General features: G+C 66.2%; 22 protein-coding genes and 1 pseudogene. 10 read left to right on the top strand and 13 right to left on the bottom strand.

From position 1 onward, the window contains the following. Positions 1-252 precede the first annotated feature (252 nt). Together ACODR1_RS03315 and ACODR1_RS03320 are read left to right on the top strand one after the other, a co-directional pair. Positions 253-1,755: an ATPase domain-containing protein gene (locus tag ACODR1_RS03315; RefSeq protein WP_488879193.1), complete on the top strand. Its 1,503-nt coding sequence runs from the start codon at positions 253-255 to the stop codon at positions 1,753-1,755. Continuing rightward, positions 1,748-3,790 carry a hybrid sensor histidine kinase/response regulator gene (locus ACODR1_RS03320; RefSeq protein ID WP_488879194.1) on the top strand — a complete coding sequence of 681 codons (2,043 nt, stop codon included), beginning with the start codon at positions 1,748-1,750 and terminating at the stop codon, positions 3,788-3,790. The genes ACODR1_RS03315 and ACODR1_RS03320 overlap by 8 nt, the downstream gene beginning before the upstream one ends. On the opposite strand, the pseudogene ACODR1_RS03325 reads toward ACODR1_RS03320, so the two are convergent. The 3 genes and pseudogenes from ACODR1_RS03325 to lov all read right to left on the bottom strand — a co-directional run. Then, a pseudogene (locus ACODR1_RS03325) lies at positions 3,787-3,903 on the bottom strand (isochorismatase family protein); the annotation flags it as partial. The gene ACODR1_RS03320 and the pseudogene ACODR1_RS03325 sit on opposite strands and share 4 nt — an antisense overlap. 319 nt (positions 3,904-4,222) lie before the next feature. Then, positions 4,223-4,744 (bottom strand): pyridoxamine 5'-phosphate oxidase family protein, encoded by a 522-nt coding sequence (locus ACODR1_RS03330; protein WP_488879195.1) that lies wholly within the window; start codon positions 4,742-4,744, stop codon positions 4,223-4,225. 217 nt (positions 4,745-4,961) lie between these two features. Continuing rightward, positions 4,962-5,999, bottom strand: a complete 1,038-nt coding sequence (gene lov / locus ACODR1_RS03335) for a blue-light-activated histidine kinase (RefSeq protein WP_488879196.1) — start codon at positions 5,997-5,999, stop codon at positions 4,962-4,964. A gap of 255 nt (positions 6,000-6,254) precedes the next feature. Between lov and ACODR1_RS03340 the strand changes: the two genes are divergently transcribed. The 3 genes from ACODR1_RS03340 (at position 6,255) to ACODR1_RS03350 (ending at position 10,061) form a co-directional block, all read left to right on the top strand. Beyond that, the gene (locus ACODR1_RS03340; protein WP_334349008.1) at positions 6,255-6,674 is read left to right on the top strand and encodes a response regulator; all 420 of its coding nucleotides are present in this window, start codon (positions 6,255-6,257) and stop codon (positions 6,672-6,674) included. Between the two features lie 152 nt (positions 6,675-6,826). After that, positions 6,827-7,186, top strand: a complete 360-nt coding sequence (locus tag ACODR1_RS03345; RefSeq protein ID WP_334349009.1) for a hypothetical protein — start codon at positions 6,827-6,829, stop codon at positions 7,184-7,186. Beyond that, the gene (locus ACODR1_RS03350) at positions 7,089-10,061 is read left to right on the top strand and encodes a PAS domain-containing protein (RefSeq protein ID WP_488879197.1); all 2,973 of its coding nucleotides are present in this window, start codon (positions 7,089-7,091) and stop codon (positions 10,059-10,061) included. The genes ACODR1_RS03345 and ACODR1_RS03350 overlap by 98 nt, the downstream gene beginning before the upstream one ends. Before the next feature lie 287 nt (positions 10,062-10,348). Here the strand turns inward: ACODR1_RS03350 and ACODR1_RS03355 are convergent, their stop codons facing one another. Continuing rightward, complete coding sequence (locus tag ACODR1_RS03355; RefSeq protein ID WP_488879198.1) at positions 10,349-11,050, bottom strand: hypothetical protein; 702 nt, start codon at positions 11,048-11,050, stop codon at positions 10,349-10,351. Between the two features lie 189 nt (positions 11,051-11,239). Beyond that, complete coding sequence (locus ACODR1_RS03360; RefSeq protein WP_488879199.1) at positions 11,240-11,824, bottom strand: TetR/AcrR family transcriptional regulator; 585 nt, start codon at positions 11,822-11,824, stop codon at positions 11,240-11,242. A gap of 104 nt (positions 11,825-11,928) precedes the next feature. Here ACODR1_RS03360 and ACODR1_RS03365 point away from each other — a divergent pair, with 104 nt between their 5' ends. After that, positions 11,929-12,744, top strand: a complete 816-nt coding sequence (locus tag ACODR1_RS03365) for an oxidoreductase (protein WP_488879200.1) — start codon at positions 11,929-11,931, stop codon at positions 12,742-12,744. Positions 12,745-12,783: 39 nt separating this feature from the next. Continuing rightward, on the top strand, positions 12,784-13,809 hold the full coding sequence (locus ACODR1_RS03370) for a zinc-binding dehydrogenase (protein ID WP_488879201.1): 1,026 nt from the start codon (positions 12,784-12,786) through the stop codon (positions 13,807-13,809). Between the two features lie 100 nt (positions 13,810-13,909). Here the strand turns inward: ACODR1_RS03370 and ACODR1_RS03375 are convergent, their stop codons facing one another. Both ACODR1_RS03375 and ACODR1_RS03380 read right to left on the bottom strand, forming a co-directional pair. Further along, complete coding sequence (locus ACODR1_RS03375) at positions 13,910-14,542, bottom strand: pentapeptide repeat-containing protein (RefSeq protein ID WP_488879202.1); 633 nt, start codon at positions 14,540-14,542, stop codon at positions 13,910-13,912. 139 nt (positions 14,543-14,681) lie between these two features. Continuing rightward, on the bottom strand, positions 14,682-15,635 hold the full coding sequence (locus ACODR1_RS03380; RefSeq protein WP_488879335.1) for an NmrA family NAD(P)-binding protein: 954 nt from the start codon (positions 15,633-15,635) through the stop codon (positions 14,682-14,684). A 127-nt stretch (positions 15,636-15,762) separates the two neighbouring features. Here ACODR1_RS03380 and ACODR1_RS03385 point away from each other — a divergent pair, with 127 nt between their 5' ends. Next, positions 15,763-16,422 (top strand): TetR/AcrR family transcriptional regulator, encoded by a 660-nt coding sequence (locus ACODR1_RS03385; protein WP_488879203.1) that lies wholly within the window; start codon positions 15,763-15,765, stop codon positions 16,420-16,422. 210 nt (positions 16,423-16,632) lie between these two features. On the opposite strand, the gene ACODR1_RS03390 is transcribed toward ACODR1_RS03385, so the two are convergent. From ACODR1_RS03390 to ACODR1_RS03400, 3 genes are all read right to left on the bottom strand, one after another. After that, a complete protein-coding gene (locus ACODR1_RS03390; RefSeq protein WP_488879204.1) occupies positions 16,633-16,992 on the bottom strand; it encodes an alpha/beta fold hydrolase in 360 nt (119 codons plus the stop codon). A gap of 68 nt (positions 16,993-17,060) precedes the next feature. Further along, positions 17,061-17,849: an SDR family oxidoreductase gene (locus ACODR1_RS03395; protein WP_116569757.1), complete on the bottom strand. Its 789-nt coding sequence runs from the start codon at positions 17,847-17,849 to the stop codon at positions 17,061-17,063. Beyond that, a complete protein-coding gene (locus ACODR1_RS03400; protein ID WP_488879205.1) occupies positions 17,846-18,175 on the bottom strand; it encodes a nuclear transport factor 2 family protein in 330 nt (109 codons plus the stop codon). The genes ACODR1_RS03395 and ACODR1_RS03400 overlap by 4 nt, the downstream gene beginning before the upstream one ends. A 50-nt stretch (positions 18,176-18,225) precedes the next feature. Between ACODR1_RS03400 and ACODR1_RS03405 the strand changes: the two genes are divergently transcribed. Both ACODR1_RS03405 and ACODR1_RS03410 read left to right on the top strand, forming a co-directional pair. Then, entirely contained in the window at positions 18,226-19,227 is a 1,002-nt protein-coding gene (locus ACODR1_RS03405; protein ID WP_488879206.1) for a LysR family transcriptional regulator, read from the top strand. 205 nt (positions 19,228-19,432) lie between these two features. Continuing rightward, complete coding sequence (locus tag ACODR1_RS03410; RefSeq protein ID WP_488879207.1) at positions 19,433-19,687, top strand: hypothetical protein; 255 nt, start codon at positions 19,433-19,435, stop codon at positions 19,685-19,687. A 79-nt stretch (positions 19,688-19,766) separates the two neighbouring features. Here ACODR1_RS03410 and ACODR1_RS03415 read toward each other — a convergent pair whose 3' ends face one another. The 3 genes from ACODR1_RS03415 to ACODR1_RS03425 are packed head-to-tail and all read right to left on the bottom strand — an operon-like array spanning position 19,767 to position 24,467. After that, positions 19,767-20,231 (bottom strand): PaaI family thioesterase, encoded by a 465-nt coding sequence (locus ACODR1_RS03415; protein ID WP_116566288.1) that lies wholly within the window; start codon positions 20,229-20,231, stop codon positions 19,767-19,769. A 55-nt stretch (positions 20,232-20,286) separates the two neighbouring features. Continuing rightward, the gene (locus tag ACODR1_RS03420; RefSeq protein ID WP_488879208.1) at positions 20,287-23,379 is read right to left on the bottom strand and encodes an efflux RND transporter permease subunit; all 3,093 of its coding nucleotides are present in this window, start codon (positions 23,377-23,379) and stop codon (positions 20,287-20,289) included. Beyond that, positions 23,376-24,467, bottom strand: a complete 1,092-nt coding sequence (locus ACODR1_RS03425) for an efflux RND transporter periplasmic adaptor subunit (protein ID WP_488879209.1) — start codon at positions 24,465-24,467, stop codon at positions 23,376-23,378. Before ACODR1_RS03425 ends, ACODR1_RS03420 begins: the two co-directional genes overlap by 4 nt. Between the last annotated feature and the right edge of the window lie 12 nt (positions 24,468-24,479).

Raw genomic sequence — 24,479 nt, forward strand, 5'->3', positions numbered from 1 at the left:
CGCCAACGTCAGCGACTGGCGCTGAAGGTCTCGTTAGCCCTGGGCATCGTGCGGCTCCCGGCGCCCCCCAATGTTGTTGGCAGAGCCTGGGCCAAGGACCTGTGGTTCCTCTCCCGTGCGTGTGTCGGCTATCCGATGCGCCGCCAGACTGCGCCCCGGTTCGCCGCATGGGAACTGAACTTAGCCTTGTCTTCAGCGTTACTCCGGCTGTGCGCCGCATAAGGGGGCAGGCGCGTCGTTTGCGGAGCGAGCATGTCTGAAGCCAGGGTCGAGAGCCGTGTCAGCACCGGAGTGCCGGGGCTTGACGACATCCTGGGCGGCGGCCTGACGCGCGATCGCATCTATCTGGTCGAGGGCACGCCCGGCTCGGGCAAGACCACCCTGGCGCTGCAGTTCCTGCTCAAGGGACGGGAGTTGGGCGAGAGCGGGCTCTACATCACCCTCTCGGAAACCGAGCCCGAGCTCAGGGCCGCCGCCGCCAGCCACGGCTGGTCGTTGGACGGCATCGACCTGTTCGAACTGGTCAGCGAAGAGGGCCTGGATCCCGACAGCGAGCAGTCGGTTCTGCACCCCTCCGATGTTGAACTGGGCGAAACGACGCGCGGGGTGATGAAGCAGGTCGAGGAGACCAAGCCGCTCCGCGTCGTCTTCGACAGCCTGTCGGAGATGCGGCTGCTTGCCCAGAACCCGCTGCGCCACCGCCGCCAGATCCTGGCGCTGAAGCATTTCTTCGCCACGCGCCGTTGCACGGTGCTGTTGCTCGACGACCAGACCGCCGAGGACGGCGACCTGCAGCTGCACAGCATCGCCCACGGCGTGATCAGTCTGCGGCGGATGACCCACGAATATGGCGCCCAGCGCCGCCAGCTCGAAGTGGTCAAGATGCGGGGCATCAAGTTCCGCGGCGGCTTCCACGACTTTTCGCTCGACACAGGCGGCATCCGGGTCTTCGAGCGCCTGGTGGCGGCCGACCATCCCGCGACCTTCACTCAGGAAATGGTTTCGACCGGCGCGCTGGGCATCGACGCGCTGCTGGGCGGCGGGCTTACGCGCGGCACCAATACACTGATCAGCGGTCCGTCGGGCGTGGGCAAGACAACAACATCGGTCCGCTGCTCCCTAACCGCCTTGGAGCGCGGCGAGAGGGTCGCCTACTATCTGTTCGACGAAGGCCTCACGACCCTGCTGACGCGCTCCAAGGCGTTGGGCATGGATCTGCAACCCCATATCGATAGCGGCCGTCTGCTCGTGCGCGCGATCGACCCGGCCGAGCTGTCGCCGGGCGAATTCGCCTTCCACGTCCGCGACGCGGTCGAGCGTCTGGGCGTACAGACGGTCGTGATCGACAGCCTCAACGCCTACCTCCAGGCCATGCCTGGGCAGAAGTTCCTGCTGCTGCAGATGCATGAGCTGCTGACCTATCTCAACCAGCAGGGCGTGGTCACCCTGCTGATCCTTGGCCAGCACGGATTCATCGGCGAGGTCCGCAGCGACATCGACCTTAGCTATCTCAGCGACGGCATCCTGCTGTTTCGCTTCTTCGAGGCCGCCGGTTCGGTGCTGACGGCGATCTCGGCGGTCAAGAGCCGCACCGCCGCGCATGAGAAGACCATCCGCGAGATCCGCCTGACCGAGCACGGCATCGAGGTGGGCCAGGCGCTGACCGACTTCCAGGGCGTAATGTCCGGCTTGCCGTCCTACCAGGGCAAGATCGACATGCTGGGCGAGGAGAACAATCGGCCGACGAATGCCTAAGCCGATCCTCATCCTTGCGCCGCGGGGGCGCGACGCGACGGTCATCGCCGAGACCCTGGCCCATGTCGGTCACGCCTCGCAGATCTGCGGCGACCTCGGCGGGCTGACCCAGGCGCTGGGGGACGAGGCCGGCGCGGCGATCCTCACCGAAGAGGCCCTGGCCCAGGGCGCCACCGACGCCCTGACCGACTGGCTGGCCCAGCAACCGACCTGGTCGGACTTCCCGTTTATCGTGCTGGTCACCAAGCAGCCCGGCAAGCGCACCCAGGCCGACGCCGAACGCCTGCGGGCGATCGGCAACGTCGTGCTGCTGGAGCGACCGATCAACGCCGAGACGCTCATCAGCGCCGCGCATTCGGCGATCCGCGCCCGGCATCGCCAGTATGGCGCGCGCGATCACCTGCTCGCCCAGACCAAGGCCGAGGAGCAGCTGCGTTTCGCCCTGGAGGCCGGCAAGCTAGGGGCGTGGGATCTGGATCTCGACAGCGGGGCCCTGACCACCTCGACGGTGGCGCGCGCGCATTTTGGCCACTCACCCGACCAGCCTCTGACGCTGGCCAGCATCGAGGCGGCCGTCCACCCCGAGGACATGGCCCTGCGCGCGGGCGCGCTGAACGCCTCGATCGCCCGCGCCGAAGACTACGACGTCGAGTACCGGATTTTCTGGCCGGACGGCGCGCTGCACTGGGTGCAGGTGCGGGGACGGCTCAACCGAATTCAACCCGGCAAGCCGCGGCGAATGTCGGGGATCAGCCTCGACATCACCGCTCGCAAGACCGCCGAGGCGCAGCTGCGGCTGCTCAACGAGACCCTCGAGCAGCGCATCGCCGACAGCGTTGGCGAGCTTCAGCGCGCCAACGAGCGCCTGCTGGCCGAGATCAGCGAGCGCGAGCAGGCCCAGGCCGCCCTGGTCCAGGCCCAGAAGATGGACGCCATCGGCCAGCTGACCGGCGGGATAGCCCACGACTTCAACAACCTGCTGACCGCCATCGTCGGCAATATCGACATGATCGAGCGGCGCAGCGACGACGAGCGGGTCAAGCGCATGGCCGCCAACGCCCGCGAAGGCGTCGAGCGCGCCACCAAGCTGACCGCGCAATTGCTGGCCTTCTCGCGCAGCCAGCAACTGGACCTGCAGCCGGTGGAAGTCGATGCGCTGATCACCGGCATGGACGATCTGCTGACCCGGACCCTGGGCCACACAGTCGAGGTCCGCATGGCGCTGGGCGCTGGAACGGCGCGGGCCAAGGCCGACGCCAACCAGCTGGAACTGGCGGTGCTGAACCTGGCCATCAACGCCCGCGACGCCATGGGCGACGGCGGCACGGTGAGCATCTCCAGCCGGATTTCCGATGAGTGGCACGAGGGGCTGCAGCCCAGCGACCACGTCGTGATCGCCGTCAGCGACACGGGCCATGGCATCCCCGAGGATCTGCTCCAGAAGGTGTTCGACCCCTTCTTCACGACCAAGAGCGTGGGTAAGGGAACAGGGCTGGGTCTAAGCCAGGTATACGGCATCGCCACCCAGTCAGGCGGCGCAGTGCGGATCGACAGCACCGTCGGCGTCGGGTCAAAGATCGAGATCTGGCTGCCGATCACCGAGGCGGACGATCGCGTCCGGCCCAGCGACATCCCGCCAAACGAGGCCCCTCTCAGCGCGGGCGAGCGCGTCCTGGTGATCGACGACGACCCCAGCGTGCGCCGGTTCCTGGTCCAGTGCCTGAGATCGCTGGGCTACCGCGTCACCGAAGCGGCGAGCGGCCAGGAGGGACTTGCGCGCCTGGTCGAGGATCGGCCGGACCTGATGGTGGTCGACTTCGCCATGCCGGGCATGGACGGCGCCCAGGTCGCCAGACAGGCGCGGCAAGTCATTCCCGACCTTGGCATGCTGCTGATCACCGGCTACGCCGATGCGAGCGCCATTCGAGAACTGGTGGATTCCGAAGCCGTCCTGCGCAAGCCCTTCAAGGTCAGTGACCTGGCCGTCGCCGTCCGCAAGGCGCTGGACGAGCCGATCAGCGCCATGGGCGCCTAGCCGCGGTCGGGAGCATTGCGCATGGTCGAATCGACGCACTGCCTGAGCGCGAAGCCCATCACATAGAGGTCTTCGATCCTGTTGTTGCGCAGGTAGCTGTCCAGGGTGGTGGCGGCAAAAGCGCTGCTGCCCCCACCCCGTGCGCTCGCTGATCATGTACTTCTTGGGGGCCAGTTCGAAGCCGGGGAAAGGTCCCTCTGCTGGCCCAGGAAGGAGCCGTAGGCAGGCATCATGGCGCGCAGCCCTTGCTTGGCGCGGCCCGGCCAGTCCTTGGATTTTCGGAAGCGGCCGGGCAGGAGACCAGGCGTTGCGCTTAGCTAGGCTGCAAGCGATCCTTACACGTCGGTCAACGTCACGACGCTGGCCGAAGATGGCGCAAGTTTGCCCGCAAGGGTGGGCAAGCGCGGCAAGCGGAGGTCGCTGGCCAGAAGCTCACCAGCCCGATATCGCGCCTCTGGGCCCGGGCTCCTCGATCAAGATCGTCTGGGCTTGGCCTGGCGGGAATGCGTAGTCGATAAGCGAGATGATCCGTGGCGTCGCCTTAAGCACCGCTATGCTGTTGGCGCCCGGGTGAGGTGAATACGCCTTCCCGGCGGGAGTGTTCCACAACAAGGTGTTCAGCTGCGCGATCTGCTCACCCTCGGTCACTTCCGTGACCATGGCCGCTATCGAGAGTCCCGAGGTTTGAGATTTCCTCGCGCCGCCAATCGTGATCGACACCCGGCCGTCCTGCTGGATATTCGCCAGCTTTTGGCTGTTGCGGGCGACGACGAAATACAACAGGCCGCTATTATGGAGGTAGTTTACCGGCGTGGCCTGAGGCCAACCGTCGGGACGGTTCGTGGCCAGCGTCATGACTTGGTTGTCGTCGAGAATAGCGTTTATGCGTCGTCTTTGCTCGGCGGAGATCTTACCTGCTTCCCCTCCAGAGCAGCTGAGGCTGTCGGTGGGCATGGCGTTGTTCCTGGTCGCTGGGGGTTAATGCGGCCGCCGCCAGCGCACGGACATCGCAGCCGCTCAATGCTAATGCGTGCAGAACCTTAATGCTGCGCCGGCCAAGGCAATGTCCAGAACCGGACGAGTCATGGAGGCTTGGTTGTGGGCCTGGACGACGACTGCGCGCCATCCAAGAATAGCGCCCTGGATCCGAATTGACGTGTCCGATGTGCGATCAACCGCCGGCGGCGACCCGAAACGGCGCGGGCTCGCCGGCTGCGTCCGGCACGGTGAATTCCGCCCGCAGGCCTGTGGGCGGCCAGTCCAGACGCGCCTGGCCGCGCAATTGGCGCTCGATGATCGCGGCGACCATGGCCGAACCGAAGCCCGCCGTGCGTTGCTGGCGCGGCGGCGGCCCGCCAGTCTCTTCCCAGACCAAGTGAAAGCCGCTGGCATCATTGTGCGGGGCCCAACGCACGGCCAAGCCGCCGGCCGGCGCCGACAGGCAGCCATGGATCGCGGCGTTGGCGATCATCTCATGGAATACCAGAGCCAGAGGCTGGATCAGCGTCGCCCTGACCTGAATGTTGGGCCCGTCCAGAGTCGCACGGCCCAGGCCATAGGGCTCGATTTGCAGCCGCAGGACGTCTTCCAGCGGGGCGGCCTGCCAACGTCTCTCGGAGAGAAAGGCATGGGCCCTGGCCAGGGCCTGCACCCGTTGCTGCACCGCCGCGGCGTATTGCTGGATGTCTTGGGCGCGGCTGAGCCGCACGATGCCCTCGACGATCGCCAGGGCGTTCATCGCCCGATGGTCGATCTCACGCAGCAGGATGCGGTTTTCCTCGGCCTCGCTGGCCTGCGCAAAGCGATGTTGGGTGACGTTGACCTGCGAGCCGAAGAAGTAGATCAGCCTGCCAGCCTCGTCGTGCACGGGGCTGAGGTTGACCCGGTTCCAGAAGGTCGAACCGTCCTTGCGGTAGTTGAGGATCTCCACCTCGACGTCGCGCGCCTCCCGCACGGCTTGGCCAATGGCGTCGATCGCCGCGCGGGCCGTCTGGGGGCCTTGCAGCAGACGGCAGTTGCGGCCGATCACCTCGGCGAGCGCATAGCCTGTCAGATCCAAGAAGGCCTGGTTGGCCAGGATGATCGGGTTGTCGATCTGCCGCGGATCGCAGATGACCATCGGCGTGCGCGTACGATCCACGGCGACGAACACCAGGTCCCGCCGATCGATCGGGCCTTGGTCCTCCAAGGACAAGGTCGCGTCGCTCAAAACAAATCTCCAACCCGATCAGCGCTTTCCCCGGGGCAGGACAACGCCAGGGTTTGGTCAGGGTTGCGATCTGTTCGCGAGACAAAGGGGCCGTGTCTCCGAAGGTGCACGGGATGGCTTTTGGCCATGGCGCCGAAGCCCGGGCCTGGGAATGATTATCCAACGGCGACGCAACTAAAACGCTCGCCTCGGGTTATGTCGGGTAGTCGACGTTGCTTGCGCCTTTCGGCGCCAGGTCGCGCCAGAGGCATTTCGATGGGCAGTGAGGGCGGCGAGACCGCGGACGGAGCCCGCGCGGCGCCGCAAGTCGTGCTGGTCGTCGAGGATGAGGTGCTGGTCCGCATGCTGGCCTGCGACATCCTGGAAGACGCCGGCTACGACGCCTTGGAAGCCGTTGACGCCCGCGAGGCGCTCGTGCTGCTGGACGCCCGACCCGACATCGCCTTGATGTTCACCGACGTGGACATGCCCGGCGAAATCAACGGCCTGGGGCTTGCGCGTCTGGCGGCTCTGCGTTGGCCCAAACTGCCGATCATCGCCACCTCGGGGGCGGCTGTCCCAAAGCCCGTCGACCTGCCGGCGAACGGTCGATATCTTCCCAAGCCCTACCGGCCTTCGGCGCTTCTTGATCTGGTCATCGCCATGATGGCGCCGACGCCGATAGTCGACGCATGAATTCTCGTAGGGCCGAATAAGAGGCCCGCCCTTCCAAGCTGGACGTGATGTGGTGCTGGCCTCATCCGCATCGAGTTCACGAGCGGTCTCCAAGATATTCCAAGCCAGGTATGGCTTTCGCTTCGCGAGCCTCTGGTCGGCGAAGGACAGCCATGGCTGCCCACCCCATTCTGCACGTCGACGCCGGCCATGGCCTGGCGATGGCGATCATCGCCAGCGCGTCCGAACCGACCCTGCTTCTAGGTGATGATCTGATCGTCATCGCCGCCAGCGCCAGCTTCTGCCGAGCCTTCGAGGTCGACCCCGGCCAGACGGGCCGCCACGAGGGGGAGACTCGCGATCGATTTGATCTCGTCGATCGACTTTTCGAGCCCGAACTGTTCGGCTATCGCTACGGCTCAAAGAGAGTGGGCCGTGGACGATTTCAAAGCCGATGCTCAAGTCCCGAGGCCTGCGGTTCCTCGCCAGTTGCAGGGGGGCGGCGCGGTCGGCGATTTGATCCGCGCCCATGAATGGAGCGCGACCGACCTGGGGCCGATCGCAGCCTGGCCGGCGGAGCTTTTCTTCGCCGTGCAGACCGTACTGTCCTCGCGCGTGCCAATGGTGGTGCTTTGGGGAGCCGAGGGGCGCCTGATCTACAATGACGGCTATGCCGAGGTTTGCGGTCCCAGGCACCCGGCGTCCCTAGGCGGCAAGCTCCTGGAGATCTGGCCCGAAGCCGAGGGGTTCAACCGCAACGTCCTCGAAAAGGGCTTGGCGGGCGAGGCGCTCCACTACGCCGCCCAGCCCCTCGAGCTCTGGCGGCTTGGTCGCGCCGAGCAGGTCTGGATGGACCTTGAGTACACACCTATTCGCGACGACGCGGGCCGCCCGGTCGGCATTCTGGCTATGGTCTTCGACATCACCACGCGCGTCGTGGCGGAGCGGAAACTGGCCACCAGCGCGGGGGTCTTCCAGTTTCTCGACCATCTCGGGCTGGCGCTCAGCGCCTACAGCACCGCCGACGAAATCCTTCAGGTTACGACGCGCATGGTCGGCGAGCATCTGGGCGTCTCCAACTGCGCCTATGCCGATATGGACGCGGACGAGGACGGCTTCACGATCCGCGGCGACTGGCACGAACCTGGCTCGCCCTCGATCGTCGGCCACTACCGTCTAGCCGACTTCGGGGTCTTGGCCGTTCGGGAGCTTGGGGCGGGGCGTCCGCTGATCGTCAACGATAACCTCGCCGAACTTGCGCCGCACGAAGCCCAGACGTTCCAGGACATCGGTGTCGCCGCGACGATCTGCATGCCGCTGATCAAGGCCGGGCGCCTGGTGGCCCTGATGGCCATTCACGACAAGGTCCCTCACGCCTGGACCGACGACGAACTGGCCATCATTCGCGCGGTGACCGAGCGCTCATGGGCCCACATCGAACGCGCCGGCGCCGAGGCGGCCCTGCGCCGGCGCGAAGAACAGCTGCGGCTAGCGACTGACGCCGCCGAGATCGGTCTTTGGGACGTCGACGTCGTCAACGACACCCTCTACTGGCCGCCGCGCTTGAGGGCGATGTTCGGCCTGCTGACGGACCGTACCGTCACCCTGGCCGACTTCTACGCCGGTCTTCATCCCGATGACCTCGAAGCGACGGCGCGGGCCTTCGCCGCGGCGGCCGATCCCGCCGTGCGTGACGTCTACGATGTCGAATACCGCACCATAGGTCTGGAAGACGGGATCCTGCGCTGGGTCGCGGCCAAGGGCCGAGGCCTCTTCGAAGGCGACCGCTGCCTGCGGGTTATCGGCACGGCGATTGATATCACCGCGCGCAAAGCCAATGATCAAGCCTTGCGGGAGCTGAACCAGCACCTGGAGCGCCGGATCGCCGAGGGGATCGCCGAGCGGCGTCTGCTCGTCGACCTCGTGGAGAACACCGACGCCATCATCATTGTCATGGACCGGGACTACCAGGTGCTGGCGATCAATCGAGCCGGGATGGACGCCTTCGAGCGGGTCTACGGCGCCCGGCCGCAGGTTGGCGACAACATGATCACGCTGCTTGGCGAGCGACGAGGAGACGTCGCCGATGTCAGGGCCTCTTGGGATCGGGCGCTCGCCGGTGAGGAATACACCGACATCCGCGAATTCGGGAGCGCGGGGTATGAGCGCCGGTGGTTCGAGATGACGTTCCGCAACTACCGCGACGCCTCAGGCCAGATCGCCGGCGCCTATCAGTTCGTCTACGACGTCACCTCCAGGGTCGCCGAACAGCGCCGCCTGGCCGACGCCGAGGAGCAATTGCGCCAGTCCCAGAAGGTCGAGCAGCTTGGCCAACTGACCGGTGGCGTGGCCCACGACTTCAACAATCTTCTGACCCCGATCATCGGCTCACTCGACATGTTGAGCCGAAAGGCGCTGAACACCGAGCGCGAGCAGCGCCTGATCGACGGCGCCCTGCAATCGGCCGAGCGGGCCAAGACCCTCGTTCAGCGTTTGCTCGCCTTCGCCCGGCGACAGCCCCTGCAGCCGACCGCTGTCGACACGGCGAGCCTCGTGGCGGGCATGGCCGACCTGGTGTCGAGCACGACCGGGCCACAGGTGCGGGTGGTGACCGACATCGCGCCAGACTTGCCCATGGCCCACGGCGATCTCAACCAGCTCGAGATGGCCATCCTCAATCTCAGCGTTAACGCACGCGACGCCATGGCTGACGGCGGCGAATTGAGCATCTCGGTGGGTATGTCGGCCTTGGATGAAGCCAAGCCTCAGGGCCTCACGGACGCGCGCTATATCAAGATCACGGTGGCTGACACCGGCGCTGGCATGGATGCGGCGACCATGGAGCGGGCGATCGAGCCGTTCTTCTCAACCAAGGGCATCGGCAAGGGCACGGGACTTGGGTTGTCGATGGTTCATGGCCTGGCCCTGCAGCTCGGCGGTGCGCTCGATATTGCGAGCCGGATGGGTGACGGCACCCGGGTGACGCTCTGGTTGCCGGTTAGCCAAAAGCTGAGCGCGGCGCCTATCGAAGGGCAGGGTGAGCCTCGAGCGGCAAGCGATCGGCACGGCGTTGTCCTCCTGGTCGATGACGAGGAGATCGTACGCGAGAGCACCGCCCGGATGCTGGAGGACTTGGGGTTCGAGGTCATTGAAGTTGGATCAGCCGAGCGCGCTCTGATGCTGATGAGGGAACGCGACGACCTCGCCTTGCTGGTGACAGACCACTTGATGCCCGGCATGGACGGTGCCCAGCTCGTGCGCGCCGTCAGATTCTCTCGCCCCTCCATGCCGGCCCTGATCATTTCCGGCTATGCGGAGGAGCATGGCATCGCGCCGGATCTACCGCGTCTGACCAAGCCTTTCCGCTCTCAGGAGCTGTCCGACGCCATCGCTGATCTTGGCCTCTAGGACGCAGAGGACGTCCGCTCCCAACTCGACAGTTCGATCAACGGCGGGGGGCGATACGCGGTTTCGGGCCTAACTGTTGGAGTTCCGAAGATGGCCGAAGGTCGGCTGTTGGCGCAACCACGCCGCAAAAGCGGACGGCCTGACCGTCAGGGAAGGAGTGGCTCAGGCGGGGGGCGGGCGCTGCTGTGTAGGGCTTTCCCAGCGCTCGGAGGCCAGCAGCGTGAACCTTGCGAACAAGCCTTCGAGGCTGGGCCGCGTCTCGATCCGGCGCTTGGATCTCACGACACCTAGGACGTGATCCTCACGCCGCTGAAATGGGCCAGCGTGCCCGGGCCGATCCAGAGCGCTACGGCGCCCTTGGCGTCGGCGCCGTGCTTGAGGTCGCCAACGATCAGGGTCGGCTGCTCTGCGCCGTCAACATGCAGCCGAGCCTTGGAACCCGCCACCACAATCCGCATGAGCGTCCACCGCCCAGGTTCGAGATCGACGTAGGTCTCATACCTGGACGGGGTTTCGGCGCGCAGCCGCTCCCAAGGATAGTTTGGGTGAGAGATGTACTGGACGGCATGGTTGCGGCGTAACTGGTCGTCGGACCGGCCGTTGGTTGGACGCAGATAGATGGCCTCCAGCTGAGCTTCGTCGCGCACCCGGAAAGCCAGGCCCACGAAGCCTCGCGCCGTGGCGCTGGCTGTAGCGCTCGGGGCGCCGCTTATCCAGGCTTCGATGACGCCGTCGCCGAAGGCGGGCGTGTCGAGCACCACCAGCCGATCGAGCTCTGGAACGTTTTCCAATGCCGTGGCGCGTAAGGCCGGACGGCCCATATAATTCGTCCGCACCGTGTCAACGCCGATGGCCCGGATCGCTCCAGTCTCCAGTCCCGTCCCGCCGACGGCGCGTGGTGCGGCTAGAGCCGCCAGGGAGCTGGCTGAGGCCATTGTCAGCGCTGCGCCGCCGATCGCGGCCCGACGAGTTTGATCGTTGCCGGACATTGGACACTCTTGGTGGTGGACGAAGCCACTTTCATCGTCGCGCATGTCCGGATCAAGGCCATGCTTTGCGGGGGCAACCCCGACTAGGCGTGGATGAGAAGACGACTTCACCACTGTCCGCCTGACGTGACCCCCTGCTAATTCGGCAATTGGCGCGACCTCGCCAAAGACTAAGTAGTCAGACGCCGCCTAGGTCGCTGATGATGCGCTAGTTCGCAAAAGCGTCAGCGCCGCTTCTTGACCCGCCGCGAGAATGCGATCGGACATCTCCGTGCTGTCGACGGCGCGCGCGATTTGCAGCGTGCCGATGCAGGTCGCCAGCAGCGCCGTGGCGGCGGCTTCCCGGTCCGAGGCGTGCGGCGGAAGGTAAGCAGCGACCAGCTCGGCGAACGCAGCGACGCGCCCGGTGTAGGCGGACCTGGTTTCCAGAGGCTCGCGCGCGATCTCGGCGGCAAGCGCGGAGGTGGCGCAGCCGTCCTGCGGATTGTCGCGGTGCTTTGGGGAGAGATAGGCCGCAATCAGCCCTTCGAGACCGTCAGCGGCAAGGATCTGTCGCATTTGGCCGGCCTGCGCGTCGAGGGCGGCGACCAGGCTTTCGCGCACCAGTTCGGCCTTGGACTCGAAGTGTGGATAGAAGGCGCCGTTCGTCAGGCCAGCGTCCTTCATGACGCGCGCCAGGCCGGAGGCGGCGATGCCGTCGGCCCGGAAGCGTCCCGAAGCCGCCTGCAGGATGCGCTCGCGCGACGCGTCCCGATGACCTTTTTCATAGCGCATGTCCTGCCTCCGAGATTCTCATTGCATTACGATCATACTTTCACATTATGATCGTAATGCAATGAGCGGCGTCGCTTTTGCGCCTGCTGCCTACGGGAAGGCCCATGACCATTCAACGCAAGAAGATCGCCCTGGTGACCGGAGCGTCCGCCGGCATCGGCCTGGCCAGCGCTCAAGCTCTGGCCGCGAGCGGTTACACGGTCTATGGGACCAGCCGCCGACCGACCGTCGCTGCGCCCAATGGGGTTCGTATGGTGGTGTGCGACGTCACCGACGATGCGTCCGTCCGCGAACTGGTCGCCGAAGTGCTGGCCGAGGCAGGCCAGATCGACGTGCTGGTCAACAATGCGGGTCTTGGCCTGACGGGCGGGGCCGAGGAAAGCTCGATCGGTCAGGTCCAGGCCCTGTTCGACGTCAACCTGTTCGGCGTCATGCGGATGACCAACGCCGTGCTGCCGTCGATGCGCGCCCGGCGCCAAGGTCGTATTCTCAACATCAGCTCGGTTCTTGGACTGATCCCCGCGCCCTATTCCGCCCATTACGCAGCCACCAAGCATGCCCTGGAGGGCTATTCGGAGTCGCTCGACCATGAGGTTCGGGCCTTCAATGTCCGCGTCTCCCTGATCGAGCCGGGCTACATCCGCAGCACCTTCGACCAGAACGCCGCAGAGTCGGACGCCCACATCGCCGTCTACGATCAGGCGCGGGCGGGCGTGCGGGCGCTTTTGGACGAGGTCATGCCGACCGCCGAGTTGCCCGAGGTGGTGGCCGCGGTGGTTCGCGCGGCCGCGGTCGATCCGCAGCCGCGCCTGCGCTACCCGGCCGGCAAGCTGGCCAAGCAGATCGCGCTGTTGCGCCGGTTCGCGCCGGCCAAGGCCTTCGACAAGAGCCTGCGCAAGCAGATGCGACTGCCCGCATAGCCTCGCGCTTTGAGACCCCCGAACCCCAGGACTGCCGAAATGACCGACCAGGCTCTCGAAATGCACATCCCTCGCAAGGGATCGGCGATGGTGCTTACCGCGGTCGAGCGCTGCCTGCCGCCACCGGCCGCCGGTGAGGTCCGGGTCGCGATCGAAGCGGTCGGCGTGGCCTATGCCGACATCATGATGCGGCAGGGCGTCTATGCGGGACACAAGCCGCCGATCACGCCGGGTTATGACCTGGTCGGCCGGGTCGAGGCGATCGGACCAGGGGTCATGAACCTGACCATCGGCCAGCGCGTTGCCGGGATCACCGTCTTAGGCTCCTACGCGACCCGCCGCAACGTCGCGGCGCAATGGCTGGTCCCCGCGCCCGAGGGGGTGGATGCGGGCCGTCTGGTTGCGGCGGTCCTGAACGGGGTGACGGCCTGGCAAATGCTCCATCGCATCGCCAACCCCGCGCCAGGCGAATGGGTCCTGGTGCACGGGGCCGGCGGCGGCGTGGGCGGTCTGCTGCTCGACATGGCGCGCATCGCCGGCGTGCGCGCCATCGGAACCGCCTCGCGTGGCAAGGCCGACGCCGTCGCCCAGCGCGGCGGCGAACCGATCGACTACGCGCGGGAGGACGTCGTCGCCCGGGCCATGGCCCTGAGCGGCGGCGGCGTGGCCGCGGCGTTCGACCACCTTGGCGGAAAGCACTTCAAGACGGTCTCGATGCCGGCGCTGCGTCCTGGCGGCGTCGGCGTGTTCTACGGCGCCTACGATGTCAGTCGAGGCGGCAAGGTCAATCCGCTGGCGGTGGCCGACCTGCTCCTGAACGCGTGGTTCTCCAGCCTTGGCCTGTTCGCCAAGGGGCAGGGCGTGGTCGCCTACTCCAGCGAGCCCTGGCGCGATGGACGGCCCAGCGCCTATCAAAACGATCTGGCCGCCGTGCTGAAGTTGGTGGCGGATGGCGTCGTGACCCCTGAGGTCGGCGCGACCTATCCGCTGCGGGCGGCGGCGGAGGCTCATCGCGCGCTCGAGGCCCGATCGGTGACCGGCAAGATCGTGCTCCTCAACGACTGACCGCGCCTGGGCGAGCGTCGAGTTTCTGGAGACTCGCCAACGGCCGCTTTTGGCGCTGCCCCGCCGCAAAGTGGACACGCCAATCGACCGGGGAGGGTGCCTATGTGACCTTAAGTCCAAGCCCGCTCAGCAGTAGGGACGCCTGAGCTTTGGAAATGATCGCACCTTTGAACCGGCTGGCGTCGGCCAGGCGAAGGGAGCCCAGGTCCGCGCGTCTTAAGTCCGCCCCCTCGAAGCGCGCCTGAGACAGGTTGGCGTCTCGCAGGCTGCAATCGAGAAATACCGCGTCGCGAAAATCGCATCCCGCGAGATCGGCGCCCTGGAAATCAATGCCTTCGAGTATTTGCTTGCGGAAGGAGAGGTTGCGGGCACGGGCGTTCACGAGCAGGCACCGGGAGAAAACCGTGGCCAAAGACGATACTTCCTCGAATTCGGCCCCTGTCAGCTTGCTGTCCGTAAATTGGGTGGCGGAGAGGCGCGCCCCACGCCACATGGTGTTGCTTAGATCGCAATGGTCGAAGACGGTCTCGGTCAGGTCCGCATGTGAGAAGTCGGCTTGAGCCGCTCGACATTTCGTAAAGTGGCAGCCGTGTAGGTCCAGACCATCAAGCTCCGCTCCCGGCAAAGCCCAGCCTATAAACCGCGTAGGCCCTCTCACCGCGCGTAGCGCAGTTTCAAGATCGGCTCGAGTGGCTGGGTGAGGTGGTGCCGGCGCATCGGGCAGACGCTGCATGACCGCAAACTCTTGAACTGGCAGATTTATCTCTAAGCTGGCCGGCAAAAGACAAGCCTGGGTCCGGCCGGAGGCCAGTCCCAGGCATTCGCGGTGACTGCGAGCCGACGTCGGCGCAAGTTCCAAGACGCTGTCGCGCCTAGCCGATCACGAACTTGTCGCGGTGCTGCTCGATGAACGCGTCAAGCGAAGTCAGCGGCACGCCCCAGCTACGGGCAGCTTCCAGATCGACCTTGTAGCCCTCGACGTTGTTCCAAGCCTCAGAACTCGTGAAGAGCTCCCCCCAGTGTCTAGCCAGGGCCTCGTCTTGCGACAGCGTTACGGCAGTAACAGCCTTCCCCGTGGCCTTAGCCATTTTGTCGGCGACTACCGGAAGCGTGAAGGTCTCAGAAGCGAGGTCGATCTCATGGCCGTGGAAACGCTCCGGCTCGGCGAAGGCCGCTGCCGCAAAGGCGCCGATGTCCGCTGCTGCGATCCAGTCAATGCCGGTATTGGCGTCGATTACAGTCTCGAACCGGCCGCGGGTGCGGAGCGTGGGGAACTGTAGGTCCGCCTGCGGCGGCAGGATGTCCTCCATGATCATGGCCGGCTTCAGGATCGTCCAGTGAGGGAAGCCCTGGGCCTTGACCATGTCGATCACAGCCGCCTTGTTGTTCCAATAGAGCGGATCCCACCGCCCTTCATCCCAGCCGACGAAATTCTTCTGATCACCCGCGCGGGCGACAGAGGTGTGCACGACGGTGTCGACACCCGCGCGTTTGGCGGCCTCGATCAACGCTTTGCCGGTGACGATTTCAGTCTCTGGGTCCCCGGGATGCGATCCCATTTGCATGGAGAACACGCCATCCACCCCGGCAAGCGCGGCATCGAGGCTTGCGGCATCATTGAAGTCGCCTTTCACAACCTCTACGCCCTGCGCTGATAGCGCCTGCGCGGCGGTCGAGTTAAGATCGCGCGTCATCGCCCGCACTGGGCGACCTGCCGCCAACAGAGCCTGGACGACTGCGCCTCCCTGCTTGCCCGTGGCTCCGGTCACCAAGATAAGGCCGTGCGTAGAATTCGACATAGGAAACCTTTCATCGGCGCTGAACACCAACAGCGTCGCCAACTGAAACGGGGCGGCGGCTGGCGCAGCAGCGGCTTGCCCTTGCCATATGCTCCAGCGATTTGCGAAACTCAAGAGTATCGAAACGAAAGGGTTTCGTTTACAGGGTATCTTGATGACTGACCAAACTCACATGCAGCCGCAGAGGCGGCGCCCGGTCTCCCAGCGCGGCCGTAGGCAAGATGCTAGTCGTGACGAACTCATTGTCGCTGCCGCGCTCAAGCTACTGAATTCGGTTGGGTACCAAGCCCTGACGATGAGCGATGTGGCTTCGGAAGCCGGGGTCTCGAAGGCCACGCTCTACAGGCGCTGGACTACGAAGTCCGACCTCGTGGCTGATGCGGTAGACACGCTTAGTCCGTTTGATCGGCCGAGATACACAGGGGCGTCGCTGCGAGATGATCTGCTTGCGCTGATGCAGCAGGCCGGTGACTGCACCGCTAGGCCCGACATCGTGATCGCGACCTTCGAGATGGCGCGGTCCTCGCCCGATTTATATCAGACGCTTAGCGAGCGCTTCGCGGTCTACATGCGCGAGGAGTTTGCGTTCCTGGCGGGGCGCGCTTCAGAAAACGGAGGCGGGCAACTGTCTGACGACCAGGTTGAAATCATTGCGGATACCGCTGTCGCGCTACTCGCCCATGAGGCGGGACCGACCGGGAAGTCGATTTCGAGGGAGCGCATGATCACGCTGGTCGACAACGTGTTGATGGTCCTGCTGGCGAGAACGGGTGTTGTTGTGGGAGCCGCTTCCCCTGAACCAACGGACCTATAGAACAGGACTGAATCGGCATGAACATCGGCCTTATCGGCAGCGGCGACATCGGCAAGATTCTGGGCCGATCAAAGCTTAGGTCTGGGTGGCGGTCGTAAGCGGACCCTCGGCTCGTAGCCGCCGCCGTTTCCAGCCGTGTTCACGGGCCAACCGCCGGCGCGTCTGGCGCGCCGGCGGCTGGCCCATCGGGCCCCGTAGTCGGTCTAGGTCCTACTTCGCCTTGGACAGGGCGGCCTTGGCGGCCTTGTCGATCACTTCGGCCACCGCTTGCGGCCGGCTGAGGAAGACGATGTGGCTGCCCGTAATCTCCACGGCTTGCGCGCCAATGCGGGTGGAGGTCTTGCGCAGGAGCTTGGGATCTATTGCGCCGTCCTCGGTCGCCACGACGAACCAGCTGGGTTTCACGCGCCAGGCGGCCTTGGTGACCCTGTCGCCGAAGGCGGACATGGCGATCGGCGCCTGGCTGTCGCGCATAAAGGCCGCGTCGGCGTCATTGATGTCGGCGGCGAAGCCAGCCTTGAACTTGGCGAGGTTGACGAAGCCGAAGCCGTCCGATTGCTGCTCGATCACGAATCCAGGAGGGGCGGGGACCTCGGCAAACTGGTCCCCGGTCGACTCGCCGGCGTCAGGACACGCAATCAGACGGTCGGCACTGTGCCGCCATCGACGACGAACTCGGCGCCGTGGATTGCGGCGGCGCGATCCGAGGCCAAGTAGGCGATGAGGTCGGCGACCTCGATCGGTTCGGCCCCGCGACCGATCGAAATGCCGCCAAGGCCCTGCAGGACCAGTTGGCGCGCGTCCTCGATCGTTCCGCCGTTGGCGTCCTGCAGACGCTTGAGAAACACGCCGGTCGACTCCGTCATGATCCAACCAGGCGACACGGCGTTCACCCGCACGCCCTTGGGGCCCAGCTCCTTGGAGATCGACTTGCTGTAGGTCCTGAGCGCGGCCTTGGCGGCGGCGTAGGCCGTGGTCGCCTCGGGAAGCGGCAGCACAGACTGGATGGACGTAACGTGCACGACTGCCCCGGCGCCGCGCTCGATCATCTGCGGGATCAGCAGGCGATCGAGGCGGACCGTGGCCAGAAGGTTCAGGTTGAGTTCGGAGAGCCAGTAGTCGTCCGTCAGGGCGACAAAGCCGCCGCCCGGCGCCGACGAGCCGCCGACCACGTGGGCGAGGATGTCGATCCCGCCCAGGCGCTCAAGCGCCGCCCTGGCGAAGGTTTCCCCGCCCCCGGCCGTCGTCAGGTCCGCCTGGACGAACTCGACGCCGTCGATGGGCTCCAGGCTTCCGCGGGCGGCGGTGATCACCCGGGCGCCGCCGGCCAGGAAGCGGTCGACAGTCGCGCGACCCAGGCCCTTTGAGCCGCCGCTGATGAGCACGCGCTTGCCGGCGAACTCGGTCGGATCTGCCTTGAAGGTCATACGGTGATCTCCAGGGCCTTGATGCCGCCGTTCTCTAGCGTGAAGCGGTAGGTGAAGCGGATCGGGCTGCCTGGGAAGTCACCGTGGGCGGGGCCTTCGACCATGACCTGCCCGCCCTCGTACCGGGCGGTGTCGGGCATGAAGATCGCCTTTACGGGGACCACTTCGTGTTCGAACAGGGACCTCAGTTCGGCGTGCCCGCGAAGCACCGCGCCATTATCCGTGACGACGGCGTCGGCCGCGAAGGGCTTCAGCATGGCGTCCACATCGAGCTGGGCGTTCGCGGCCACATAGGCGGCGATCGGAGATGGAAGGTCGAGCGACATCGTCTTTGTCCTGCTTTCAGCGCTGGCAGCCAGGCCGGCTGGAAGTGCGCTTGCCAGACAAGTTAGACGTCGCCAGTTTGCGTGATAATCCGGTCAATCAGGGACGCTTCATCACGAAAGGCAGGACAATGGTCCAAGGCAGCCTTACCGAACTGGACGCCGTCCTGATGGTCGCCCGACGGGGCAAGTTCCGCACGGCTGCGCTTGAGCTAGGGATGTCGACGACTGCGCTCAGCAACGCGATCGTAAAGCTGGAACGTTCGCTCGGCGTACGGCTCTTCAACCGCACGACGCGAAGTGTCTCCCTGACCGAGGCTGGCCAGCAATTCGTTGCGCAGGTCGCGCCCGCCGTGCGCGACATTCACGAAGCGATGGACATTGCGCGCTCCCAGAAAACGGCCCCTTCGGGCACGCTGCGCATCAATGCCTTTCCCACAGCGGCGCGGGAAATCTTCTCCTGGCTCGTCCTTCCCTTCCTGCGCGTGCACCCGCAGGTTCACATCGATATCGTCACGGAGGGGCGCCTCGTGGACATCGTCGAGGGCGGCTTCGACTTCGGCGTTCGCAGCGCCGACCTTGTGCCCGTCGACATGATCGCGCTCCGGCTGGGTGGCGCGCGGCGCAATGTCGTGGTTGGCTCACCGGGCTATTTGAAGGTGCACGGGACGCCCGTGATCCCCCAGGACCTGGCGGAGCATTCCTGTCTCCGCGTCCGGCTTCCCAACGGCGCGATCTACCGCTGGCCGTTCGAGAAGGATGGACAGTCCGTCCAGATCGACGTCGAGGGCGCCGTTACTCTCGACGAAGCGAGCCTCGCCCGCACCGCAGCCCTGGCCTCCGTGGGCCTGACCCTGGTGATGGAGTCCGATGTGCGAGACGACATCGAGGCTGGCCGCCTCGTGCGCGTGCTCGAGGACTGGACGCCAAGCCTGTCACCCTTGAGCCTCTATTATCCGAGCCGGCGCAATCCGACCGCCGCGTTCAAGGCGTTCGTCGACTTCGCGCGGCGCCATAGTGGAACCAGCGACGCCCTGAGGCCGTCGATAGGCTGAATCTCGCGAGCCCCACACGGGAGGTTAGAAGCCCCGCTCGGCGCGGCAACGTGGCGATGACGCGATCCCGAAGTGGGCATACGTCGCCTCTCTAGCGGCGGTAGACGTCCGCACTTGGCGCGGCCAAGCCTTCAGCTGACCTGCTGTGGTCGAGCGCTGGCGAGGGCTAGACGCAGCGTTCCTGCAGGCTTCACAGGACCCCGTCATGCTGGCGGCGCTCAAGGCCAAGCTGACGGTCGCGGCCTGGAAGACCAAGCCCAGCTGGGCGGTGGGCGCCACGGAGGACGGGGCGATCGCCTCCGAGCTGCTGCGCAAGATCGCCCGGCGCATCGGCGCCAATGCGACCGAGGTCAAGGGCATCAACGTCGTTTTCGCCTCGCAGCCCAAGGCCGTGGCCGGCGTGATCGAGGCCGCCGCCCAGGGCGCGCGCCAAAGCTGGCCCCGCATTTTCCTTGATTAACAGCCGGCCCCTTGGGGCCGGACCTGGAGACACAGGTGAGGTGAGGGCGAGGGGGGGCCGATAATTGAACGGGCTCTTCTCACCGCTCGAACACCAGCAGGCTCGAGGTCGCCGTGGCGTAGATCCGTCCCCTGACGTCCTTGATCGTGGCTTCGGCGAAGGCGGCGCGGCGGCCGAAGGTCACCACACGGCCCTCGGCGCGCACCAGGCCCGTCTTGTCCGTGAGGGGCCGGTGATAGGACACCTTCAGGTCCAGGGTCGTGTAGGCCTGCTTGGCGCTGAGCTTGGAGTGCACGGCGCAGCCGCAGGCGGAGTCCAGCAAGGTCGCCGCATAGCCGCCGTGGACCGTGCCGATCGGATTGTAGGCGTGGCGCCCTGGCAGGCCCTCGAACGCCGCCCAACCGTCGCCGGCCTCGGTGAGCGAAAATTCCAGGGTCTCGCCGATGGGCGCTCGTCCACCGGCGGCGATCATCGCCTGGAGTTGCTCCAGGCCCGACGCCCCAGGAGCGATCTGGTCGGCCAGTTTGGGTTCGGGGGCGCTCATGGTTTGTCTCCAGATCGATGCGGCTTAGGGCGGGGGCGCTGGCGAACCTTGATTGTCATGTCGCCAGCGGCTCGGGGGCGTTGGTGGAAGCCGCGTCGCTGCGGGGGGCCTTGATCCGAAACCACATGGCGTAGAGCGGCGGCAGAAAGACGAGCGTCAGGATGGTGCCGCCGATGGTGCCCCCGATCAGGGTGTAGGCCATCGACGACCAGAACACCGACAGGGTCAGCGGGATGAAGGCGAACACCGCCGCAAGCGCGGTCAGGATGACCGGCCTTGCGCGCTGGACGGTGGCCTCAACGACAGCGTGGAAAGGATCCAGGCCCTCTTCTTGGTTTATCTGGATCTGGCCGATCAGGATCAGGCTGTTGCGCATGATGATGCCGGCCAGGGCGATCAGGCCCAGGATCGCGTTGAAGCCGAACGGCTGGTTGAAGATCAGCAGGGTGGGCGCCACCCCCACCAGGGCCAGCGGCGCGGTCAGCAGCACCATCCACATCGCCGACAGCGAGCGAACCTGGAAGATGATCACCACCATCATCAGGATGAACATCAGCGGGAAGACCGCGGCCAGGGCGACATTGGCCTTGCCCGCCTCCTCGATCGAACCGCCCATCTCGATCCGGTAGCCGGCAGGCAGCGCCTTGATGATCGGCTGCAGCGACTTTTGAACCTGGGTCGAGACGTCCGGCGGCTGCAAGGTCTCGTCGATGTCGCCGCGAACGGTGATCGTCGTCAGGCGATCGCGACGGCGCAGGATGGGGTCCTCCGTGCGGATCTCGGCCTTGCCGATCTGGTCGAGCGGGATGCGCTCGCCCGCCGCGCCCACCAGGGTGAAGGCGCCGAGCTTGGCCGGATCGAGCCGCTCCTGGCCGGTGGTGCGCGCGACCACTTCGACCGAGCGGATGTCCTCGCGAACCTGGGTGACCGGTACCCCCGTCAGCAGGAACTGCAGCTGCTGGGAGGCGTCGGCGGAGCTGAGGCCAAAGGCGCGCAGCCGATCCTGGTCGAGCACGAAATGCACGGTCGGCGCGCGCTCGCCCCAGTCGGTGTTGACCTGGCGCATGCCTGCGTTGCGCAGCATCACGCCCTTGACCTCCTCGGCGATGTCGCGAACGCGATCGGCGTCGGGACCCATGACCCTGAAGGCCACCGGGAAAGGCGAGGGCGGGCCGAACACGATCTGGGTGGCGCGGATCCTGGCGCCCGGAACCGAGCCGGCGGCCGCGAACTGGCGCACGCGCTTCTTGAGGGCGTCGCGCGCCTTTTCATCGGGCGTCAGCACCACGATCTTGGCGAAAGACGGATCGGGCAGCTCGGGCGAGATGGCCAGGAAGAAGCGCGGCGCGCCCTGGCCGATATAGCTGGTGACGATCTTGGCCTCGGGCTGTTTGGCCAGCCACGCCTCGACCTTCGCCACGGCCTGGCTGGTCGAACCGATGCTCTGCCCCTCGGGCATCTGCACCTCGATCAGCACCTCCGGCCGGTCGGAAATCGGGAAGAACTGCTGCTTGATCCCGCCCATCATCAGGACGGCGGCCACCATGGCCACGCCGACGCCGGCCGCAACCTTGAAGCGGTTATCCACCGTCCAGGTGACCATCTTGCGCAGCTTGCGATACCGCGGCGTGTCGTAGATCGCCGCGTGCCCGCCCTCGATCGGCTTGATCTTGGGGATCATCAAGACGCCCAGATAGGGCGTGAAGATCACCGCCACGAACCAGGAGGTGATCAGGGCGAAGGCCACCACCCAGAAGATGTTGCCGGCGTATTCGCCGGCCGTGGACTTGGCGAAGCCCACAGGCATCAGGCCGATGATCGTCACCAGGGTGCCGGCCAGCATCGGGGCGGCCGTATGACCCCAGGCATAGGTCGCCGCCGAGATCCGGTCCTTGCCCTCCTCCATCTTCACCACGATCGTCTCGATGATGATGATGGCGTCGTCGACCAGCAGACCCAGCGACAGGATCAGCGCGCCCAGGGTGATGCGGTCGAAATCGCGGCCGGTGACCAGCATGATCACGAAGACGCCTGCCAGGGTCAGCGGCACGGCCATGGCCACCACCACCCCGACCCTGAAGCCCAGGCTGATCAGGCTGACGACGATGACCACGGCCAGGGCCACGAAAAACTTCAGCATGAACTCGTCATAGGCCTCGACGATGTTCACCGACTGGTCGGTGATCTTGTCGAAGTTCATGCCCAGCGGCATCTCGGCCGAAATGGCCTTGGCTTCCCTGTCGAGGTTCTTGCCCAGCTCCAGTCCGTTGAAGCGGTCCTTCATCACCACGCCCAGCACGATAGCCGGCTCGCCGCTGCTGCGGATCATGAAGGTGGCGGGGTCTTCGTAGCCGCGCCTGACCTCGGCGATGTCGCCAAGCTTGAGCGTGCGGCCGCCGACCACGATCGGCGTCTCCTTGATCGTCTCCAGGCTGTCGATCGCGCCGTCGAGGCGGATCTGCACCTGGGGACCTTGGGTCTCGATCGCCCCGGCGGGGGTGACCAGGTTGCGATCATTCAGCGCGGCGAAAAGGTCGCGCGGGCTGACGCCCAGCGTCGCAATGCGCGCCTGGCTGAACTCCACGAAGATCTTCTGCGGCTGCTCGCCGATGATCTGGACCTTCTTGACGCCAGGCACGTGCAACAGGCGCTGGCGCAGGATCTCGGCTTGGCGCGCCAGCAGGCGCTGCGGCTCGCCCCTGGCCTTGAGCGCATAGAGCGCGAAGGTCACGTCGCCGTACTCGTCGTTGACGAACGGACCCAGCACGCCGCGCGGCAGGTTGGCGGCCTCGTCGGCCATCTTCTTGCGGGTCTGGTAGAACTGCTCTGGGACCTCCTTGGCCGGGATCTGATCCTTCAGGGTCAGGGTGGTGAAGGCCAGGCCGGGCCGCGTGAAGGTCTCCGACCGGTCGTACCACTTCAGCTCCTGCATCCGCTTTTCCAGCGGCTCGGCCACCTGGTCCTGCATCTCCTGGGCCGTGGCGCCAGGCCAGGCGCTGACGATGGTCATGACCTTGATCGAGAAGCTCGGGTCCTCGGCGCGTCCCAGCTTCAGGAAGGCGAAGGCGCCGGCGAAGGTCATGGCGATGATCAGGAAGAGGGTGATCGATCGCTCGCGCACCGCCAGGGCGGAGAGATTGAGGGTCATTGCGCCGCTCCGGTCTGGACGCGCACGCGCTGGCCCTGGTGGAGCATGTGCGCGCCCAAGGCCACGAACCGGTCGCCGCCAGAAAGACCGCCGGAGATCGTCACCGTCTCGCTCCCCAGCGACGCAACCTGCACGGCGCGCCAATGGACGGTTGAGGTGCGCGGGTCGATGACCCACACGCCCGGACCCTTGCCGGCGTCATGGAGGGCGCCGATCGGCGCTTCGACGCCGCGGGCCGCTTCGCCGCCGGCCTGGCCCGGCAGGACCACGACCATGGTTGAGCCCAGCGGGGCCCGGGCTGCCGGGCCGCTCAGCACATACCTGGCCTCATAAGTGCGGGTGTGGGGGTCGGCCGCATCGGAAAGCTGGCGAAGCCGCGCCTGGCCGGCCTTGGCGCCGGTGAAGGCGTAGGCGTCCGCCGTCGAGCCGAGCGCCGGGCGAACGGTCTCGGGCAGGGCGATGGCGGCCTCGCGCGGGCCGGCATGGGCTAGGCGCACGACGGGCTGGCCGGCCGCCACCACCTGTCCGGGCTCGGCAAGGGTTTCCATTACCACGCCGTCTGCGTCGGCGGTCAGGACCGCGTAGCCGGCGGTGTTGCGCGAGACGCGGGCCTGGGCCTGGGTCGCCGCCAACTGCGCTTGGGCCGCGTCGGCGGCGGCTTTGGCCTGGTCGTAGACGAGGGTGGAAACCGCGCCGGCCGCAACAAGACCGCGATAGCGTCGCTCCTCAGACGCGGCCTGCTCGGCGCGCGCGCGGGCGGCCTCCACTAGTTCGTGCTGGGCCGTGACGGCCAGAGCGTAGTCGGCCGCGTCGATGCGCATCAGCGGTTGGCCCAGGCGCACCGTTTGGCCGGCGTCGACTAGGCGGGCGACCACCTTGCCGGCGACCCGAAAGCCCAGGTCGCTCTGGACGCGGGCCGAGACGACGCCGCTGAACCGGCGCTCTCCAGTAGCGGCCGGCCCCGCGACGGCTGCGCGGACGATCGGAGCCTGGGTGCGCGGATCGTTGGCGTCGGCCTTGCCGCCACAGGCGGCCAGGGGCGCTAGACCGCCCAGGAGCAGGACGGCGGCGAGGGGGCGAGACGACATGGCTTAAGGATC

The organism is Caulobacter sp. FG7 (assembly GCF_057808875.1).

What these genes read in the sequence shown, in the direction of transcription:
- ACODR1_RS03315 (WP_488879193.1), top strand. Translation starts at nt 253, where the DNA reads ATGTCTGAAGCCAGGGTCGAGAGCCGTGTCAGCACCGGAGTGCCGGGG.
- ACODR1_RS03320 (WP_488879194.1), top strand. Translation starts at nt 1,748, where the DNA reads ATGCCTAAGCCGATCCTCATCCTTGCGCCGCGGGGGCGCGACGCGACG.
- ACODR1_RS03330 (WP_488879195.1), bottom strand. Translation starts at nt 4,744, where the DNA reads ATGCCCACCGACAGCCTCAGCTGCTCTGGAGGGGAAGCAGGTAAGATC.
- ACODR1_RS03340 (WP_334349008.1), top strand. Translation starts at nt 6,255, where the DNA reads ATGGGCAGTGAGGGCGGCGAGACCGCGGACGGAGCCCGCGCGGCGCCG.
- ACODR1_RS03345 (WP_334349009.1), top strand. Translation starts at nt 6,827, where the DNA reads ATGGCTGCCCACCCCATTCTGCACGTCGACGCCGGCCATGGCCTGGCG.
- ACODR1_RS03355 (WP_488879198.1), bottom strand. Translation starts at nt 11,050, where the DNA reads ATGTCCGGCAACGATCAAACTCGTCGGGCCGCGATCGGCGGCGCAGCG.
- ACODR1_RS03360 (WP_488879199.1), bottom strand. Translation starts at nt 11,824, where the DNA reads ATGCGCTATGAAAAAGGTCATCGGGACGCGTCGCGCGAGCGCATCCTG.
- ACODR1_RS03365 (WP_488879200.1), top strand. Translation starts at nt 11,929, where the DNA reads ATGACCATTCAACGCAAGAAGATCGCCCTGGTGACCGGAGCGTCCGCC.
- ACODR1_RS03370 (WP_488879201.1), top strand. Translation starts at nt 12,784, where the DNA reads ATGACCGACCAGGCTCTCGAAATGCACATCCCTCGCAAGGGATCGGCG.
- ACODR1_RS03375 (WP_488879202.1), bottom strand. Translation starts at nt 14,542, where the DNA reads ATGCAGCGTCTGCCCGATGCGCCGGCACCACCTCACCCAGCCACTCGA.
- ACODR1_RS03385 (WP_488879203.1), top strand. Translation starts at nt 15,763, where the DNA reads ATGACTGACCAAACTCACATGCAGCCGCAGAGGCGGCGCCCGGTCTCC.
- ACODR1_RS03395 (WP_116569757.1), bottom strand. Translation starts at nt 17,849, where the DNA reads ATGACCTTCAAGGCAGATCCGACCGAGTTCGCCGGCAAGCGCGTGCTC.
- ACODR1_RS03400 (WP_488879205.1), bottom strand. Translation starts at nt 18,175, where the DNA reads ATGTCGCTCGACCTTCCATCTCCGATCGCCGCCTATGTGGCCGCGAAC.
- ACODR1_RS03410 (WP_488879207.1), top strand. Translation starts at nt 19,433, where the DNA reads ATGCTGGCGGCGCTCAAGGCCAAGCTGACGGTCGCGGCCTGGAAGACC.
- ACODR1_RS03415 (WP_116566288.1), bottom strand. Translation starts at nt 20,231, where the DNA reads ATGAGCGCCCCCGAACCCAAACTGGCCGACCAGATCGCTCCTGGGGCG.
- ACODR1_RS03420 (WP_488879208.1), bottom strand. Translation starts at nt 23,379, where the DNA reads ATGACCCTCAATCTCTCCGCCCTGGCGGTGCGCGAGCGATCGATCACC.
- ACODR1_RS03425 (WP_488879209.1), bottom strand. Translation starts at nt 24,467, where the DNA reads ATGTCGTCTCGCCCCCTCGCCGCCGTCCTGCTCCTGGGCGGTCTAGCG.